The organism is Pseudomonas sp. GW821-FHT01A09 (assembly GCF_058986725.1).
In genome coordinates this window covers 225,055-242,117 of record NZ_JBYSWB010000004.1, presented here as the reverse complement: position 1 = coordinate 242,117, position 17,063 = coordinate 225,055, and the positions used below count along the sequence as shown (strand labels likewise).

Genomic DNA, 17,063 nt, shown 5'->3' with positions numbered 1-17,063 from the left:
TTGAGGGTGCAAGCGCGTACGGCGTTCGACCTGCTGCTGGCCATCGATCAGCGTTGCCGTGTGCATGCCGCCGGGTTGCCATCCCAGGACGCGCCCGCGCGAACCTGGAGCGGCATCGGTTTCCGTCTGGCCGGGCACTGGCTGGTGGCGCCCATGCAGGACATCGCCGAGGTGCTGCGCGAGCCGCAGTTCACCCGCCTGCCAGGGGTCAAGCCGTGGGTACTGGGCATGACCAACCTGCGCGGCCGCTTGCTGCCGGTCATGGACCTCTGCGGTCTGCTCGACGTCGAGCCCTCCGGTGCGCGCCAGCGGCGGGTGCTGGTGGTCGACCACGCCGAGGTGTTCGCCGGCCTGGTGGTCGATGAGGTCCTGGGCCTGCAGCACTTCCCCCGCGAGAGCCTCGAGCCGTCGGCGCCCCTGCAGATCCGCGCGGCCATGGCGCCGTTCGTGCAGGGGCATTTTCAGCGTGAACAGGTGTGGAGCATCTTCAGCCTCCAGGCCTTGGTGCAGTCTGTGGAGTTTCGTGATGTCGCGCTTTGAGCTGATCGCCAGTCCTCGCCGCCGGAGGTTGCAATGATGGCCGCCGTGACCGGTAACTCGCTTCAAGGCTCGCGCAGCAGTGCGCAGATCGCCGGGCTGTTCGTGGCCCTGATCATTTTCATCATGTTGCTGTTCGCCAACTTCGCCTACCTCAACACCCAGTCCAATTACGACAAACAGTACATCGGCCACGCTGGTGAGCTGCGGGTGCTGTCCCAGCGCATCGCCAAGAACGCCGGGGAAGCGGCGGCGGGCAAGGGCGATGCGTTCAAGCAACTGGGCGACGCGCGCAACGAGTTCGATCGGCGCTGGGGCTATCTGAAAGAAGGCGACAAACGCACCGGTCTGCCCTCGGCGCCCCCGGAAGTGCACGAGGAGATGAAAACCGTCCAGCATGACTGGGAGAACCTGCGCAAGAACACTGACGCCATCCTCGCCAGCGAGCAGACGGTGCTGTCGCTGCATCAGGTCGCCGCGACCCTGGCCGAAACCGTGCCGCAGTTGCAACGCGAATCCGAGCGCGTGGTGGAAATCCTCCTGCAGCGCGGAGCACCGGCCAGTCAGGTCGCGTTGGCGCAGCGCCAGTCACTGCTGGCCGAACGCATCCTCGGCTCGGTCAACACCGTGCTCGGCGGCGACGAGAACGCCGCCCAGGCCGCGGAGTCCTTCGGCCGCGACGCCACACGTTTCGGCGTGGTGCTCAACGGCATGCTCAATGGCAATATCGGCCAGCGCATCGCCCAGGTGCAGGATGCCGATGCCCGTGCGCGGCTGCAGGAAATCTCCGAACTGTTCGAATTCATCTCCGGGTCCGTGGATGAAATCCTCGCCACGTCCCCCGAGCTGTTCAAGGTGCGGGTGGCCGCCAACAACATCTTTACCCAGTCCCAGACCCTGCTGGACGAAGCCTCGCGTCTGGCCACCGGCTTCGAGCACCTGGCCGGGCGCCGTTCGCTGGACACCATCGGCGGCTACATCCTCGGCCTGCTGGCCCTGCTGTCGATCATCTTCATCGGCCTGGTGATGGTGCGCGAAACCAACCGCCAGCTGCGCGAAACGGCGCAGAAGAACGAACGCAACCAGACCGCGATCATGCGTTTGCTCGATGAGATAGAAGACCTGGCCGACGGCGACCTGACCGTGACCGCCTCGGTCACCGAGGACTTCACCGGCACCATCGCCGACTCGATCAATTACTCCATCGATCAGCTGCGCGATTTGGTGGCGACCATCAACCACATCGCCGAATCGGTCGCCAGCGCCGTGCAGGACACCCAGACTACCGCCAAGCAGTTGGCCAAGGCCTCCGAGCACCAGGCCACGCAAATCACCGATGCCTCCATGGCCATCAGCGACATGGCGCAGTCCATCGATCACGTGTCCACTAACGCCTACGAGTCGGCCAAGGTCGCCGAGCGCTCGGTGGCAATCGCCAACAAGGGCAACGAGGTGGTGCACAACACCATCCACGGCATGGACAACATTCGTGAGCAAATCCAGGACACCTCCAAACGGATCAAGCGTCTGGGCGAGTCTTCCCAGGAAATCGGCGACATCGTCAACCTGATCGACGACATTGCCGACCAGACCAACATTCTGGCGCTCAACGCTGCCATTCAGGCATCCATGGCCGGAGAGGCCGGGCGCGGCTTTGCGGTGGTCGCCGACGAGGTGCAACGGCTGGCCGAGCGTTCGTCCTCGGCGACGCGGCAGATCGAGACGCTGGTGCGGGCGATCCAGGCCGACACCAACGAAGCGGTGATCTCCATGGAACAGACCACCGCCGAGGTGGTGCGCGGTGCGCGTCTGGCGCAAGATGCCGGGGTGGCGCTGGAAGAAATCGAGAACGTCTCCCAGGACCTCGCCGCCTTGATCCAGGGCATCTCCAACGCCGCGCAGCAGCAGACGTCCTCGGCCGGGCAGATATCCCATACCATGGCGGTGATCCAGCAGATCACCAGCCAGACCTCGGCGGATTCCACCACCACCGCCGAAAGCATCGGCAATCTGGCCCGCATGGCCAGCGAGATGCGCCGTTCGGTCTCGGGTTTCACTTTGCCGCCGTCCTCCGATGCACGTTGATCCTGACGTGTCGATCGTGCAAAGCAGGCCGGCGCTGAACTTTGATCGGAGTCGTTATGGTTGATCGGCAGGATGACGGCACCGCGCCTTTGCTCAGGGGCGCCATGGCCGAATCGCTGAAACAGGCCAGTCAGGCCCTGCTGGGCCCGCAACTGCCGCCGCTGGCAGGCCCGGACCGCGATGCCTTGCGCTCGGTGGTCAGCGCCGTGTGCGACGAACTGCGCCACAGCAAGCAGCGCCTCGATGAGTTCGTGCAGGGCGATCGCCAGCACCTCGACGCGTTGAACGGCTTGCTGCCGGCCTTGCGTCAGGTTGCCGACACCTTGGCGGTGCTGGGTTTCGGTCAGCCGCGCAAGGTCATCATCGATCAGGTCGCGGTGATTCAGGGCCTCAGCCAAGGGCAGCGCGAGCCCAATGATGCAGTGCTGATGGATGTGGCCGGAGCGCTGTTGTATGTCGAGGCGACCCTGGCCGGCATGGTCGGCGCCACCGAGGGCGGCGAGCGCGAGTTGCCGGGGTCGGAGTCGGCGGAGCAGGGCCCGGACATGCTGCAGATCCACCGCGTGGTGCTGATCGAATCCCGCGCCTGCCTGCAAGAGGCGCTGGACCTGATCGACGATTGTCTCGACAGCGGCCCGTCTTCGGAACCCGGCTTCGAGCACAGCCCCGAGCCGCACCAGGCCCTGCACGCCGTGCCGCAACTGCTCGATCAGGTCCGTGGCGCGCTGCAAATGATCGGCCTGCAACGTGCCGCCGATCTGCTGCGCCGCTGCCGTACCCACGCCCTGCAGCACTGGCAAGGTGGAACGGGCTTGAGCCAGGACCCGCACGTCGAAGCGCTGGCCTCGGCGCTGACGGCGATCGATTTTTATCTCGGCCGGCGCGTGGACAATCCGCAATCGCCGGTGGATACCGCCTTGGGCGTCGCCGAGGAGAACCTGGCGCGCCTCACTCTGCTGTCGATGCCCGTCCAGGTCGTGGAGCCCGCAAGCCTGCCCGAGGTCACGCCCGAGCCCGCGGCGATGGCGGTGTCGCGCGCAGCGGACATCGATCCTATCGACGAAGAATTGCGCGCCATCTTCCTCGAAGAGGCGGCGGAACTCAGCGCCCAGGCCCGCGACAGCCTGGCTGAATGGCGTCAGGACCCGATCGCCCATGGCGCTGCCTTGATCGATCTGCGCCGCGCCCTGCATACCCTCAAGGGCAGTGGGCGGATGGTCGCGGCCAGCGTCGCCAGCGAGATGTGCTGGGCCGCCGAGCAACTGCTCAACCGCATTGTCGACCACTGCGTCGAGCCCGGGCCGGCAGTGTTCCAGGCCATCGAGCAGGTGCTGGCGCAGTTGCCGGCGCTGCTCGACGATTTCGCCCACGACACCCAGCGCCACCACCCCGCCGTCGAGCCGCTGGCGCAGCGGCTGGTGGCCCTGACCGAGGGCCGATTGGCGCCGGACAGCGCCCTCGAAGCCATCGCCCTCAGTGCCGCCGGGGTATTCGACGCCGATGGCTTCGACCGGCAGTTGCTGGAGATCTTCCGCCACGAGGCCATGACCCACCTCGCCACCCTTGAGGGCTTTCTGCGCACCGCGGCCGACAGTGGCTCGCTTCCGGTCAGCGATGCCGCTCAGCGGGCGGTGCATACCCTCAAGGGCAGCGCGTGGATGGCCGGCGTGCTGCCGATCGCCGCGCTGGCCACCGCTATGGACCGCATGGTGCGCGAGTTCAAGAGCCATCGCTGGGCCATCGAGGCCCCGCAGGTGCAGCTCTTGCGTCGGGTGCTCGACGCCTTCAAGGCCAGTATCCAGCGCTTGCCGGCCGAGCCGCTGGCGGTCCTCGAGGGGGCTGAGGCGTTGATTGGCGAATTCGTCCAGCAAGTGGTGGCGCGTGGCAAGCGGGGCGAGCAGGGCAGCGAGGCGCCGCAGCGGGCGCGCCGTGAGCCGCAGCTGGTCAGTCGTTTTCTCGAACAAGGCATGGATATTCTGCTGGAGGCCGAACACCGCCTCGAGCACTGGCAGCAGCATCCCGCCCAGCGTGAGGACTTGACCGCTCTGCTGGACGAATTAACCACCCTGGGGCAGGGCGCGCACCTGGCCGATCTGCTGGAAATGGACGAGTTGTGCGAGGCGTTGCTGGATCTCTACGGCGCCGTCGAGGAGAGCAGCGTGGCTGTCAGTGCGGGCTTCTTCGCCGCCGCGCGGCAGGCCCAGGAGGCGCTGATCAATATGCTCGACCAGGTGGCTGCTGGCCAGGAGATCGATCCGCAGCCGGAGCAGATCGCTACTTTGCGCGAATGGCTCGAGAGCGGCTTGGCGCCGGATGCAACCGGGCTGGTCGAGCACGGCACGGGGCGCGTTACCGAGCTCTCCAGCGCCATCGATGCCTTGTCACCGGACGCTGTGGTGAGGGGGCTTGCTCCCGAGAGGCCACAACTGACACACAGCGGTGAACCAGCCCCTGCCTATCGGGGGCAAGCCCCCTCGCTACAAGGTACCGCCGAGCTGGACGAAGTCGCCCAGCTGTTCCTCGAAGAAGCCCGGGACATCCTCGTCAGCGCCGATCAGGCGCTGCAGCGCTGGCTGGCCGAGCCCGACAACGTCGCGCCATTGACGGCCCTGCGCCACGACTTGGAAACCCTCGACGGCGGCGCCCAGATGGCCGAAGTCGCCCCGATCAGTGCCTTGGCCGAAGCCTTGCTGCCTCTTTATCTCGGCTTGCAGGACAAACGCCTGCAAGCCGATGAGCGCCTGGGCGCGCTGCTGTCCGAAGCTCATGCAACTCTTGCCTCGCTGTTGCGCCAATATCAGGCGGGCGCGGCGCTGAGCGATGCGCAAGCGCTGGTCTCGGCGCTCGCGGCCTGGCGTCAGGGCGCCGCCAGCGCCATCAGCGAAAGCTTGCAGAACGCCAGCCGCCAGGCCGCGCTGGAAACACCGGACCCGGACAACGAGCTGCTGGAAATTTTTCTCGAAGAGGCCAGCGATATCCTCGAGAGCGCCGGTGAGGCACTGCTGCGCTGGCGTGGCGAACCGCAAAACAGCCTCGAGGTGGAAAACCTTCTGCGCGACCTGCACACCCTCAAGGGCGGCGCGCGCATGGTCGAGATCGCCGCCATCGGCGATCTTACCCACGAGCTGGAATTCCTCTACGAAAGCGTCTCGGCCGGCACCCTGCAGCCCGGCGCTGCGCTGTTCACCCTGCTGCAGAAAGGCCAGGACCGCCTGGCGCAGATGCTCGATCTGGTGCGCAGCGGCCAGCCGGTGCCCCAGGCAAGCACCCTGATCGACGCCATTCGCACCTTCAGCAGCCCGCCCGAGCCCGTTGCGCCGCCGGTTGCCGTGCCCCCGCTGGCGGGCACGCCTGAAGGCATCGCCAGCGGTCCGGAGCGCGGTCAGGCCGATATGGTCAAGGTGCCCGCCGAGGTGCTCGACACCCTCGGCAACCTGGCGGGGGAAGCGTCGATCATTCGCAGTCGCATCGAGCAGCAGGTCAACGACGGCCAAAGCGCGCTGCTGGAAATGGACATCACCCTGGAACGCATGCGCGAGCAGTTGCGCCGCCTCGATACCGAAGCCCAGGCGCGGGTGCTCAGCCGCCGCGCCAGCGAGCCGGATTGTCAGGGCTACGAAGACTTCGATCCGCTGGAAATGGACCGCCATTCCCAGTTACAGCAGCTGTCGCGTTCGTTGTTCGAGGCGGCCTCCGACCTGTCCGAACTCCGGGATACCCTCAGCGCCCGCGCTCATGACGCGCAGACGCTGCTGGGCCATCAGGCGCGGGTCAACACCGATCTGCAGGAAGGCCTGATGCGCACTCGCATGGTGCCGTTCGGCCGGCTGCTGCCGCGCTTGCAGCGGATCGTCCGGCAGGTGGCGGACGAGCTGGGCAAACAGGTGGAATTCGATATCGGCAACCCCGATGGCGAGATGGACCGCAGCGTTCTCGAACGGATGATCGCGCCGCTGGAGCACATGCTGCGCAATGCCGTCGACCACGGCCTGGAGTCCACCGAGGCCCGTGTGGCGGCGGGCAAGCCGGCGCAGGGGCGGATCAGCCTGAACCTGGTGCACGAAGGCAGCGAAGTAGTGCTCGAAATGAGCGACGACGGTGCCGGCGTGCCGCTGGCTGCGGTGCGTCACAAGGCGATCAAGCGCGGCCTGCTGGACCCGGCCAGCGATGTCAGCGATCACGACATCCTGCAGTTCATCCTGCAGCCGGGGTTTTCCACGGCGGCCAAGGTCACGCAGATTTCCGGGCGCGGGCTGGGCATGGACGTGGTCCATGAAGAGGTCAAGCAGCTCGGCGGCTCCATGACCATCCACTCCAGCACCGGCAGCGGCGCGACCTTCCGGATTCGGCTGCCGTTCAGCGTGTCGGTCAACCGTGCCTTGATGGTCCAGTGTGCCGACGAGCTGTATGCCGTGCCCCTCAACACCATCGAAGGTATCGTGCGCGTGCCGCCGGCCGAGCTGGCGGCGCGTTACAAGGCCGCGGATCCGCACTATGTGTACGGCGGCCAGGATTTCGAACTGCGTTATCTGGGCGATCTGCTGCATTGCGCTCAGCGCCCAGCGCTGCTGGGGCAGACGGTGCCGGTACCGTTGTTGCTGATTCGCTCCCACGATCATCAGGTGGCCGTGCAGGTGGATGCCTTGGCCGGTTCGCGGGAGATCGTGGTCAAGAGCCTCGGCATACAGATGGCGGCGGTGCAGGGGCTGTCCGGCGCGACCATTCAGGGGGACGGGCGCGTGATATTGATCCTCGATCTGCTGGCGCAGATTCGTGCGCATCAAGCGCGGCAGATCCATGGTGCGTTGCACAGCGACGAGCGCTTTTACGGGGCCGCCGAGCAGGCCGTGCCGAGGCCGCTGCTGGTGATGGTGGTGGACGACTCTGTCACGGTGCGCAAGGTCACCAGCCGCTTGCTCGAACGCCAGGGCATGCAGGTGCTCACGGCCCGCGACGGGGTCGAGGCGCTGGCCCTGTTGCGCGAGCAGCGGCCGGACGTGTTGCTGCTGGACATCGAAATGCCGCGTATGGACGGCTTCGAAGTGGCCACGCAGATTCGCCGCGACCCGCGTCTGCTCGACCTGCCGATCATCATGATCACCTCGCGCACCGGCGCCAAGCACCGCGACCGCGCCTTGGCGATCGGCGTCAACGACTACCTCGGCAAGCCCTATCAGGAGGCGCAGTTGCTCGACAGCATCGCTCAGTGGAGTGGTCAGCATGCCTGACTTCACCAGCGCGCCGCGCACCACCTTGACCACGCTGATGCTGCCGTTGGCCGACCGCAGCCTGGTGCTGCCCAATGTGGCCGTGGCCGAATTGATCGACTATCAGCTGCGCCAGCCGGTGCAGGGCGCGCCGGTGTGGCACCTGGGGATGATCGTCTGGCGCGAGCTGCAGATTCCGCTGGTGAGCTTCGAGGCCGCCTGCGGTGCCCCCGTGGTGGTCGGCGAGGACGCACGCATCGTGGTGCTCAATTGCCTGAGCGACGGGCCGCTGCAGTTCATGGCGATCCTGATCCAGGGCGTGCCACGCTCCTGCAAGGTCGACAGCCAATTGAGCTATGTCGATGTGCCGCTGGCCGAGCTGGAGCTGGCGGCGGTGCAGATCAGCGACCGGGTGGCGAAGATTCCGGACTTGGATGGCCTGGAGCGGTTGTTGTTGAGTTATTGAAAGCTGTGGTGGAAGTGATGCCCGCGAAGAGGCCGGTTCAGGCGCCGTGACATTTGCACCATCAGATTTTTTTCACATCGGCTGTGTAGCATAGGGCCTGAATTTTTGGCCATGGAGATTCAACTGCATGTATCACGGCGAAAAACTCAACGCCTGGACTCATCTGGTCGGCGCAGTGGCAGCGAGCGTCGGCGCCATCTGGCTATTGGTACTGGCCAGCCTGCAAGGCAATCCCTGGAAGATCGTCAGTGTGGCCATCTATGGCGTCACCCTGATGGTGCTCTACAGCGTTTCCACCGTGTATCACAGCGTCCGCGGGCGGGCCAAGGTGGTGATGCAAAAGCTCGATCACCTGTCCATTTACCTGTTGATCGCCGGCAGCTATACGCCGTTCTGCCTGGTGAGCTTGCGCGGGCCTTGGGGCTGGAGCCTGTTCGGAGTGGTCTGGGGGCTGGCGGTGATCGGCATGCTGCAGGAGATCAAGCCGCGCAGTGAAGCGCGGATCCTGTCCATCGTCATCTATGCGGTGATGGGCTGGATCGTGCTGGTGGCGGTCAAGCCGCTGCTGGCGACGCTGGGCGTGGCGGGGTTCGCCTGGCTGGCGGGGGGCGGGGTGTTTTACACCCTGGGCATCATCTTTTTCGCCCTGGATCATCGTCTGCGTCACGCTCATGGCATCTGGCATTTGTTTGTCATCGCCGGGAGCGTGCTGCACTTTATCGCGGTGTTTTTCTATGTGATCTGACCCCTGTAGCGAGGGGGCTCGCCGCCCAAAGAGGTATCAGTCCACAGATCTGCGGCGGCTGTACTTTTTTCGGGGGCAAGCCCCCTCGCTACGGGGTTCCTAGAAGTCGCCCCACAGCTGCTGGGCGACTGCCAGCGCAACTACGGGCGCGGTTTCGGTGCGCAGTACCCGCGGGCCGAGGCGTGCCGAGTGGAAGCCGCTACGCTGGGCCTGCTCGACTTCCGCGTCGGACAGCCCACCTTCCGGGCCGATCAGAAACGCCAGACTGGCAGGCGCCGGGTGGCGGGTCAGCGGTTCGGCCACCGGATGCAGCACCAGCTTGAGCGCCGCGTCGCTGGCGGCCAGCCAATCGGCCAACAGTTGCGGTGGATGAATGACCGGTACGGTGGAGCGGCCGCATTGCTCGCAGGCGCTGACCGCGATCTGCCGCCAATGCAGCAGGCGTTTATCGGCGCGCTCGTCCTTGAGGCGCACCTCGCAACGTTCACTGACGATCGGCGTGATCGCGTCGACGCCCAGCTCGGTGGCTTTCTGAATCGCCCAGTCCATGCGCTCGCCGCGTGAAAGGCCCTGGCCCAGGTGGATGGACAGGGATGAAGCCGGCTGGCCGGCGACGGCCTGATCCAGGCGCACGCTGACGCGCTTCTTGCCGACTTCAAGCAGCGCGCCGAGAAACTCCTGGCCCGAGCCATCGAACAGTTGCACGGCATCGCCCTCGGCCATGCGCAGCACGCGGCTGATGTAGTGGGCCTGGGCCTCGGGCAGTTCGTGCTCGCCGAGGCTCAGGGGGGCGTCGATGAAGAAGCGGGAAAGGCGCATTTGCGGTGTCTCTTTGAATATTCGTATAGCCGGTGCGAGCACTGTAGCGAGGGGGCTTGCCCCCGATTCGGTGTGTCAGGCACGGCGCGGTGATGTAGCCATCATTCGGGGGCAAGCCCCCTCGCTACAGGTGAAGACCGGACTAGCCGGGGTCGCGAAAATCCGGATGAAAGTTTGCCGGCACCGCCACGCTCACATCGCTGCGGGTGGCGATATCGATGCCTTCGCTGGCCACTTGGGCGAGGAAGTCGATCTGCTCCGGCGTGACGATATACGGCGGCAGGAAGTACACCACACTGCCCAGCGGACGCAGCAGCGCACCGCGAGTCAAGGCATGCTGGAACACCTTGAGGCCGCGACGTTCCTGCCAGGCGTATGGCGTCTTGCTGGCCTTGTCCTGGACCATCTCGATCGCCAGCACCATGCCGGTCTGACGCACCTCGGCAACGTGCGGGTGATCGACCAGATGCGCGGTGGCGGTGGCCATGCGCTGCGCCAATGCGCGGTTGTTGGCGATCACGTTGTCTTCTTCGAAGATGTCCAGGGTCGCCAATGCCGCCGCGCAGGCCAGCGGGTTGCCAGTGTAGCTGTGGGAATGCAGGAAGGCGCGCAGGGTCGGGTAGTCGTCGTAGAAGGCGCTGTACACCTCCTCGGTAGTCACGCAGGCCGCCAGCGGCAGGTAGCCGCCGGTGAGGGCCTTGGACAGGCACAGGAAGTCCGGGCGGATGCCGGCCTGCTCACAAGCGAACATGCTGCCGGTACGGCCGAAACCGACCGCGATTTCATCGTGGATCAGGTGCACGCCATAGCGGTCGCAGGCTTCGCGCAGCAGCTTGAGGTACACCGGGTGGTACATGCGCATGCCGCCCGCGCCCTGGATCAACGGCTCGACGATGACCGCCGCGACCGTGTCGTGGTGTTCGGCCAGGGTCTGTTCCATGGCCGCGAACATGTTCCGCGAATGCTCTTCCCAGCTCATGCCGTGCGGGCGGTGGTAGCAATCCGGGCTCGGCACCTTGAGGGTGTCGAGCAGCAGCGCCTTGTAGGTTTCGGTAAACAGTGGCACGTCGCCCACGGCCATGGCGGCGATGGTTTCACCGTGATAGCTGTTGGTCAGGGTGACGAAGCGCTTCTTGTTCGGCTGGCCGCGGTTGATCCAGTAGTGGAAGCTCATTTTCAGCGCGACTTCGATGCACGATGAGCCATTATCGGCGTAGAAGCACCGCGTCAGGCCCTCGGGCGTGATCGCTACCAGGCGCTCTGACAATTCGATCACTGGCTGGTGGCTGAAGCCGGCGAGAATCACGTGCTCCAGCTGGTCGACCTGATCCTTGATGCGCTGATTGATGCGCGGGTTGGCATGCCCGAACACGTTGACCCACCAGGAACTCACGGCGTCGAGGTAACGCTTGCCTTCGAAGTCTTCAAGCCACACGCCCTCGCCGCGCTTGATCGGGATGAGGGGCAGCTGTTCGTGGTCTTTCATCTGGGTGCAGGGGTGCCAAAGGACCTTGAGGTCCCGTTGCATCCACTGGTCGTTGAGGCCCATTTTTTCTCTCCTGGCAGCGACCGCATTGGCGCGCTCGGCAAACAATCGCGCAAGCCTATGCAATGCCTGCCCGCGGAACAACCCGTGACGGCCATTGATTTGCATCCGGCGGGCAAAAGCTGACGGCAAAAGGCGATGCTGGCGGGGCTATCGGCGCTCGCGTATCCTTCGCTGCACTTGGCCATCATTGGCGTTCGTTGCCCCTTCTACTGCCCTGTTTCCGGAGTTCGCTGAATGTCTGCTGGTTGGCTGCGCGCCTGTGCGCTGGTAATGATTGGACTGTTCAGCGCGCAAGCGTTCGGGCAGGAGAAACAACCCACGGCGATCGTCGTCGGTGCAGGGATGGCAGGCCTCACCGCCGCCTATGAACTGCAGAGCAAAGGCTGGCAGGTGACCGTGCTCGAAGCGCGGTCCAGCGTGGGCGGGCGTTCCGGCCTGGCCTCCAGCGAGTGGATCGGCGACGCCAAGGCCCAACCGCTGCTGAACAGGTACTTGCAGACCTTCAAGCTGGCGACAGTGCCGGCGCCGGAGTATGTGCGTACGCCCGGCTACCTGATCGACGGCGAGTATTTCACCGCCGCCGACCTGGTGACCAAGCAGCCTGACACCGCGCAGGCCCTGCAACGTTACGAGAAGACCCGGGACGATCTGGCGCGCTCGATCAGCGACCCGCTCAACCCGGCGGCCAATGCGACCTTGTTCGCCCTCGACCAGATCAACGTCTCCAGCTGGCTCGACAAGCTCAATCTGCCCGCTACCGCGCGGCAACTGGTCAATCAGCAGATCCGTACCCGTTACGACGAGCCGTCGCGCCTGTCGCTGCTGTATTTCGCCCAGCAGACCCGCGTCTACCAAGACGTCGACGACCGTGACATGCGCGCCGCGCGCCTGCCTGGCGGCAGTGTGGTGCTGGCCCAGGCGCTGCTCAAGCAGATCAAGGTGCTCAAGACCGGCGCTGAAGTTTCGGCCATCAATCAGGACAAGGACGGCGTCACGGTCAAGGTCGGCAATGTGGGTTACCAGGCCGATTACGTGGTACTGGCCGTGCCTCTGCGTGCGCTCACGCACATTCAGCTGACGCCGGCCCTGGATGCCCAGCATCTGGCGGCCATCAAGGGCACCAACTACGGCTGGCGCGACCAGATCATGCTCAAGTTCAAGACCCCGGTGTGGGAGAGCAAGGCGCGGTTGTCTGGCGAGATCTACAGCAACGCCGGCCTGGGCATGATGTGGATCGAGCCCGCGCTCAAGGGCGGTGCCAACGTCATCATCAACGTGTCCGGCGACAACGCGCGGCTGTTGCAGACGTTCGGCGACAAGCAGATGGTCGATCAGGTGCTGATTCGTCTGCACGGGTATTACCCAGAAGCGCGCGGGGCCTTCACCGGTTATGAGATCCGCCGCTACAGCACCGACCCGTCCACTGGTGGTGCTTACCTGGCGTTCGGGCCTGGGCAGATCAGCAAGTTCTGGCGCCTGTGGGAGCGTCCGCTGCAGCGGGTGATCTTCGCGGGCGAGCACACCGATGCGCTGTATCCGGGCACGCTGGAAGGCGCCTTGCGCAGTGGTGAGCGCGCCGCCAGCCAGGCGCAGGATCTGCTGGCCGGTAAATCCTTCGACCCGGTAGTGAAGAAGCCTGAGCCGGTGGTGGCGCCAGCACCTGTAAAGGCGGCGCCAGGCGGGTTCTTCTCCAATCTGTTCGGTGGCAAGCCTGCGGCGCCTGCTCCGGCGCCTGCTCCAGCTCCAGCCCCAGCCCCGGCTCCTGTGCCGCCCGCTCCTGTACCTGTCGCACCTGCGCCGGTTGCAGTGCCTGCGCAAGTTGCTCCAGTGCCTGCCAAGGTTGAACCTGCAGCCAAGGCACCGGCGAAAAAAACCACTCATCCTGCCCCGAAAAAAACTGCGCCTGAAAAGGCAGCCGAGAAAAAACCGATCGTCAAGAAGCCTGCTGCCAAGGCTGATCCCGCCCCGGCGCAATAGTCGGCGGTTCTCTGTGGTGAGGGGGCTTGCTCCTGAGAGGCCAGTATTGTCACGCACTGCGTGGTGTCAGTACCGGCGTCTCGGGAGTAAGCCCCCTCACTACGTTATTCGCGTCTATCCTGTGATTCGACTCGCTTAATATTGGCTTAATGAGTCTGTATCAAACTTTAATTATCGAATCTATCGATAGTTAAAAGCGATTATTTGCGCTTTCATTCGATAGATAAAACGATAATCTTGAGCGCAGTTCTTACAGGATGGCAGCGATGCAGATACGTAACTCCTCCTCTCGATATGGTGCGCTCAGTGTGTTCCTGCACTGGGGCGTGGCCATCACCGTGTTCGGCATGTTCGCCCTCGGCCTGTGGATGGTCGGCCTGGGCTACTACGATCCATGGCGCAAGGCAGGCCCGGACCTGCACAAGAGCATCGGCCTGGTGCTGTTCGCGTTCATGGTCTTGCGGGTGATCTGGCGCTGGATCAGTCCGCCGCCGCCACCGACGCCCAATCAAGGCCGCTTGACCCGCATCGCCGCGCATCTGGGGCATATGTTTCTATACGTTGCGCTGTTCGCGCTGATGATTGCCGGGTATCTGATTTCCACCGCAGATGGTGTCGGAATCTCGGTGTTTGGCTTGTTCGACGTACCTGCGCTAGTGTCCAACCTGCCCGATCAGGCGGACACGGCCGGGGAAATCCATTTGTACATTGCCTGGGTCGTGGTGATCTTCGCCGTACTGCATGGCCTGGCAGCCTTGAAACACCATTTTATCGACCGTGATGCGACCCTGATTCGCATGCTGGGTCGTAAAGCCTGAAGCCACACTAAACTTCCAAAGGAATAGATCGCAATGTTGAAAAAGACTCTCGCTGCTCTGGCTATCGGTACCGCGCTGCTGACCGCAGGTCAGGCCATGGCCGCCGATTACACCATCGACAAGGAAGGCCAGCACGCTTTCGTCGACTTCACTATCAGCCACCTGGGCTACAGCTACATCCACGGTACTTTCAAAGACTGGAAAGGTACTTTCAGCTGGGATGCCGCCAAGCCTGAAGACACCAAGATCGACGTGACCCTGCAGACCGCCAGCGTGTTCACCAACCAGGCCGAACGCGACAAGCACATCAGCAGCGATGCATTCCTGGACGTGGCCAAGTACCCAACCGCCACGTTCAAATCCACGAGCGTCAAGCCTACCGGTAAAGACGCTGCTGGCCACCTGACCGCTGACGTGACGGGCGACCTGACCCTGCACGGCACCACCAAGCCAGTCGTGATCAAGGCGACTTTCAACGGTGAAGGCAAGGATCCATGGGGTGGCTACCGTGCCGGCTTCAACGGCACCACCACCATCAACCGTCAGGATTTCGGCAAGATGATGGACCTGGGCCCAGCGTCCAACGAACTGACGCTGGACTTCAGCTTTGAAGGTGTGAAAGCGAAGTAATTCGCTGAGGCAATAAAAAACGCCGCAGTCCTGAACAAGGAATGCGGCGTTTTTTTGTGCCAGCCTTACCGGCCTCTTCGCGAGCAAGCTCTGCTCCCACAGATGTAAGCCTCACATCTGTGGGAGCAAGGCTTGCCCGCGAAGGGGCCCCCGAGGTTTCCACAGATGTAAGCCTCACATCTGTGGGAGCAGGGCTTGCCCGCGAAGGGGCCCTCGAGGCTAACCTCAGCCTTCGCGGTTACGCGTCAGCAGCGCGGGCTTTTCGCCCCGCGGACGGCTCGGCAAGTCTTCCAGTTGCTCGGGCGTGGGGAAGCGATCGATCTTCGACTCCTTGTGCACGATCTTCGGCGCGGTGCCACTGGGGTTTCTTACCGCAGGCTCTTCGCGGGCGACCATTGGCTGGTCATCACGCGCCGGACGACGGTCGCGACCGCCGCCACCTTCGCGACGGGCCTGGCCGTTACGGCCACCGCCGCCGTTGCCAGCACCGCCGTTACGGGCGCCACCACTGCCATTGCGAGGACCGCCGCCGGTACGCTTGGTACCTTCGCCAGCCGGGGCGCCAGTGCGTGGAGCGCTCGGACGACCCTGGCGCGCGGCTGGAGCAGCACCAGTGGCTGCACCAGGAACGCCGGGCCGACGGCCGCGGTTCTGGTCCTTCTTGCCCTGGTAAGGGCTGACGTAGTCGGCGCGGTTGCCGAAGTTGTCTACTTCATCGTCCCGGAACTCGTCCGGTGCACGGTCAGCCGGCGCTCGAGGCGCTGCGGCTTGTGCAGGCTGCTGAGCCTGACGAGGTTTCGAGTCACGGGGTTGGCGTTCAGAACGCGCCCCGGCGGGCTTTTCCTTGCCTTTATCCTTGCCTTTGTCTTTACGACCGCCGCCGCCATTGGTGTTGGCTGCCGTGCCTTCGCGCGGAGCACGCGGGGCATTGCGCGGCTTGTTGGCCTGTGGACGCTCACGCACTTCGGGCTTTTCGGCCTCGACGGTGCTGGCATCGAAGCCCATCAGGTCGCCGTCGGCGATTTTCTGCTTGGTCATGCGTTCGATGCTTTTCAGCAGTTTTTCTTCGTCCGGCGCGACCAGCGAGATCGCCTCGCCCGAACGTCCGGCGCGGCCAGTACGGCCGATACGGTGCACGTAGTCTTCATCGACATTGGGCAACTCGAAGTTGACCACGTGGGGCAACTGATCGATGTCCAGGCCGCGAGCGGCGATGTCGGTGGCGACCAGGATGCGCACGTCACCGGCCTTGAAGTCGGCCAGGGCCTTGGTACGCGCGTTCTGGCTCTTGTTGCCGTGGATGGCCACGGCGCTCAGGCCGTGCTTGTCCAGGTACTCGGCCAGGCGGTTGGCGCCGTGCTTGGTGCGGGTGAACACCAGCACTTGCTCCCAGGCACCCTGAGTGATCAGGTGCGCCAGCAGCGAGCGCTTGTGGCTGGCAGCCAGGCGGTACACGCGCTGTTCGATACGCTCGACCGTGGTGTTCGGCGGCGTGACTTCGATGCGCTCGGGGTTGTGCAACAACTTGCCCGCCAAAGCGGTGATGTCGTTGGAGAAGGTTGCCGAGAACAGCAAGTTCTGACGCTTGGCCGGCAGCCGCGCGAGGACTTTCTTGACGTCATGGACGAAGCCCATGTCGAGCATGCGGTCGGCTTCGTCGAGGACGAGGATTTCAACATGGGAAAGATCGACGCTGCCTTGGCCGGCCAGATCGAGCAGGCGACCGGGGCAGGCGACCAGCACGTCGACGCCGCGGGCCATGGCTTGCACCTGCGGGTTCATGCCGACACCGCCGAAGATCACGGCGCTGACGAACTTGAGGTCGCGGGCGTAGATCTTGAAGCTGTCGTGCACCTGGGCGGCGAGTTCACGCGTCGGGGTCAGGACCAGTACGCGCGGTTGGCGCGGGCCGTGACGCTGGGACTTGTCAGGGTGACCGTTGGGGAACAGACGCTCGAGGATGGGCAGGGCGAAACCACCTGTCTTACCTGTACCTGTCTGTGCTGCCACCATCAGGTCGCGACCTTGCAACACGGCGGGGATGGCCCGCTGTTGCACCGGAGTGGGCTGGGTATAGCCCGCTGCCTCGATGGCGCGGACTAGAGCCTCGGAGAGACCGAGGGAAGCAAAGGACATGAGTAATCCTGTCTAAGTGAGGGCTGTGCCCGAGGGATAATCGTGCCTGGCGCGACGGGGGCTCTCTGGCGCGGTCGCGTCCGGTCCTGCTGGG

At 64.5% G+C, this 17,063-nt stretch carries 11 protein-coding genes; 8 read left to right on the top strand and 3 right to left on the bottom strand.

Features of this window, described 5'->3' with window-relative positions; translation table 11 throughout:
- Positions 1-6: 6 nt before the first annotated feature.
- The 5 genes from AC3WJP_RS07200 to trhA all read left to right on the top strand — a co-directional run bounded on the left by AC3WJP_RS07200 (position 7) and on the right by trhA (position 9,040).
- On the top strand, positions 7-540 hold the full coding sequence (locus tag AC3WJP_RS07200; protein ID WP_493720455.1) for a chemotaxis protein CheW: 534 nt from the start codon (positions 7-9) through the stop codon (positions 538-540).
- A gap of 33 nt (positions 541-573) precedes the next feature.
- Positions 574-2,622: a methyl-accepting chemotaxis protein gene (locus tag AC3WJP_RS07195; RefSeq protein WP_493720456.1), complete on the top strand. Its 2,049-nt coding sequence runs from the start codon at positions 574-576 to the stop codon at positions 2,620-2,622.
- 56 nt (positions 2,623-2,678) lie between these two features.
- Positions 2,679-7,850, top strand: coding sequence for a hybrid sensor histidine kinase/response regulator (locus tag AC3WJP_RS07190; protein WP_493720457.1), 5,172 nt, complete (start codon positions 2,679-2,681; stop codon positions 7,848-7,850).
- Positions 7,843-8,295 carry a chemotaxis protein CheW gene (locus AC3WJP_RS07185; protein ID WP_493720458.1) on the top strand — a complete coding sequence of 151 codons (453 nt, stop codon included), beginning with the start codon at positions 7,843-7,845 and terminating at the stop codon, positions 8,293-8,295. Before AC3WJP_RS07190 ends, AC3WJP_RS07185 begins: the two co-directional genes overlap by 8 nt.
- A 127-nt stretch (positions 8,296-8,422) precedes the next feature.
- Positions 8,423-9,040 carry a PAQR family membrane homeostasis protein TrhA gene (gene trhA / locus AC3WJP_RS07180; RefSeq protein WP_493720459.1) on the top strand — a complete coding sequence of 206 codons (618 nt, stop codon included), beginning with the start codon at positions 8,423-8,425 and terminating at the stop codon, positions 9,038-9,040.
- Between the two features lie 99 nt (positions 9,041-9,139).
- On the opposite strand, the gene AC3WJP_RS07175 is transcribed toward trhA, so the two are convergent.
- Positions 9,140-9,859: a 16S rRNA (uracil(1498)-N(3))-methyltransferase gene (locus AC3WJP_RS07175; protein WP_493720460.1), complete on the bottom strand. Its 720-nt coding sequence runs from the start codon at positions 9,857-9,859 to the stop codon at positions 9,140-9,142.
- Between the two features lie 142 nt (positions 9,860-10,001).
- Positions 10,002-11,408, bottom strand: coding sequence for an adenosylmethionine--8-amino-7-oxononanoate transaminase (locus tag AC3WJP_RS07170; RefSeq protein WP_493720461.1), 1,407 nt, complete (start codon positions 11,406-11,408; stop codon positions 10,002-10,004).
- A 234-nt stretch (positions 11,409-11,642) separates the two neighbouring features.
- On the opposite strand from AC3WJP_RS07170, the gene AC3WJP_RS07165 reads away from it, so the two are divergent.
- The 3 genes from AC3WJP_RS07165 (at position 11,643) to AC3WJP_RS07155 (ending at position 14,833) form a co-directional block, all read left to right on the top strand.
- The gene (locus tag AC3WJP_RS07165) at positions 11,643-13,385 is read left to right on the top strand and encodes a flavin monoamine oxidase family protein (protein WP_493720462.1); all 1,743 of its coding nucleotides are present in this window, start codon (positions 11,643-11,645) and stop codon (positions 13,383-13,385) included.
- Positions 13,386-13,651: 266 nt separating this feature from the next.
- Entirely contained in the window at positions 13,652-14,203 is a 552-nt protein-coding gene (locus AC3WJP_RS07160; protein ID WP_493720463.1) for a cytochrome b, read from the top strand.
- Between the two features lie 33 nt (positions 14,204-14,236).
- Complete coding sequence (locus AC3WJP_RS07155) at positions 14,237-14,833, top strand: YceI family protein (protein WP_493720464.1); 597 nt, start codon at positions 14,237-14,239, stop codon at positions 14,831-14,833.
- 225 nt (positions 14,834-15,058) lie between these two features.
- On the opposite strand, the gene rhlE2 is transcribed toward AC3WJP_RS07155, so the two are convergent.
- Positions 15,059-16,969 (bottom strand): RNA helicase RhlE2, encoded by a 1,911-nt coding sequence (rhlE2, locus tag AC3WJP_RS07150; protein ID WP_493720465.1) that lies wholly within the window; start codon positions 16,967-16,969, stop codon positions 15,059-15,061.
- Positions 16,970-17,063 lie beyond the last annotated feature (94 nt).

Excerpts from the sequence above, each read along its gene's own strand:
- AC3WJP_RS07195 (WP_493720456.1), top strand. The coding sequence starts at position 574 with ATGATGGCCGCCGTGACCGGTAACTCGCTTCAAGGCTCGCGCAGCAGT.
- AC3WJP_RS07170 (WP_493720461.1), bottom strand. The coding sequence starts at position 11,408 with ATGGGCCTCAACGACCAGTGGATGCAACGGGACCTCAAGGTCCTTTGG.
- AC3WJP_RS07160 (WP_493720463.1), top strand. The coding sequence starts at position 13,652 with ATGCAGATACGTAACTCCTCCTCTCGATATGGTGCGCTCAGTGTGTTC.
- AC3WJP_RS07165 (WP_493720462.1), top strand. The coding sequence starts at position 11,643 with ATGTCTGCTGGTTGGCTGCGCGCCTGTGCGCTGGTAATGATTGGACTG.
- AC3WJP_RS07185 (WP_493720458.1), top strand. The coding sequence starts at position 7,843 with ATGCCTGACTTCACCAGCGCGCCGCGCACCACCTTGACCACGCTGATG.
- AC3WJP_RS07175 (WP_493720460.1), bottom strand. The coding sequence starts at position 9,859 with ATGCGCCTTTCCCGCTTCTTCATCGACGCCCCCCTGAGCCTCGGCGAG.
- AC3WJP_RS07155 (WP_493720464.1), top strand. The coding sequence starts at position 14,237 with ATGTTGAAAAAGACTCTCGCTGCTCTGGCTATCGGTACCGCGCTGCTG.
- AC3WJP_RS07190 (WP_493720457.1), top strand. The coding sequence starts at position 2,679 with ATGGTTGATCGGCAGGATGACGGCACCGCGCCTTTGCTCAGGGGCGCC.
- trhA (WP_493720459.1), top strand. The coding sequence starts at position 8,423 with ATGTATCACGGCGAAAAACTCAACGCCTGGACTCATCTGGTCGGCGCA.
- rhlE2 (WP_493720465.1), bottom strand. The coding sequence starts at position 16,969 with ATGTCCTTTGCTTCCCTCGGTCTCTCCGAGGCTCTAGTCCGCGCCATC.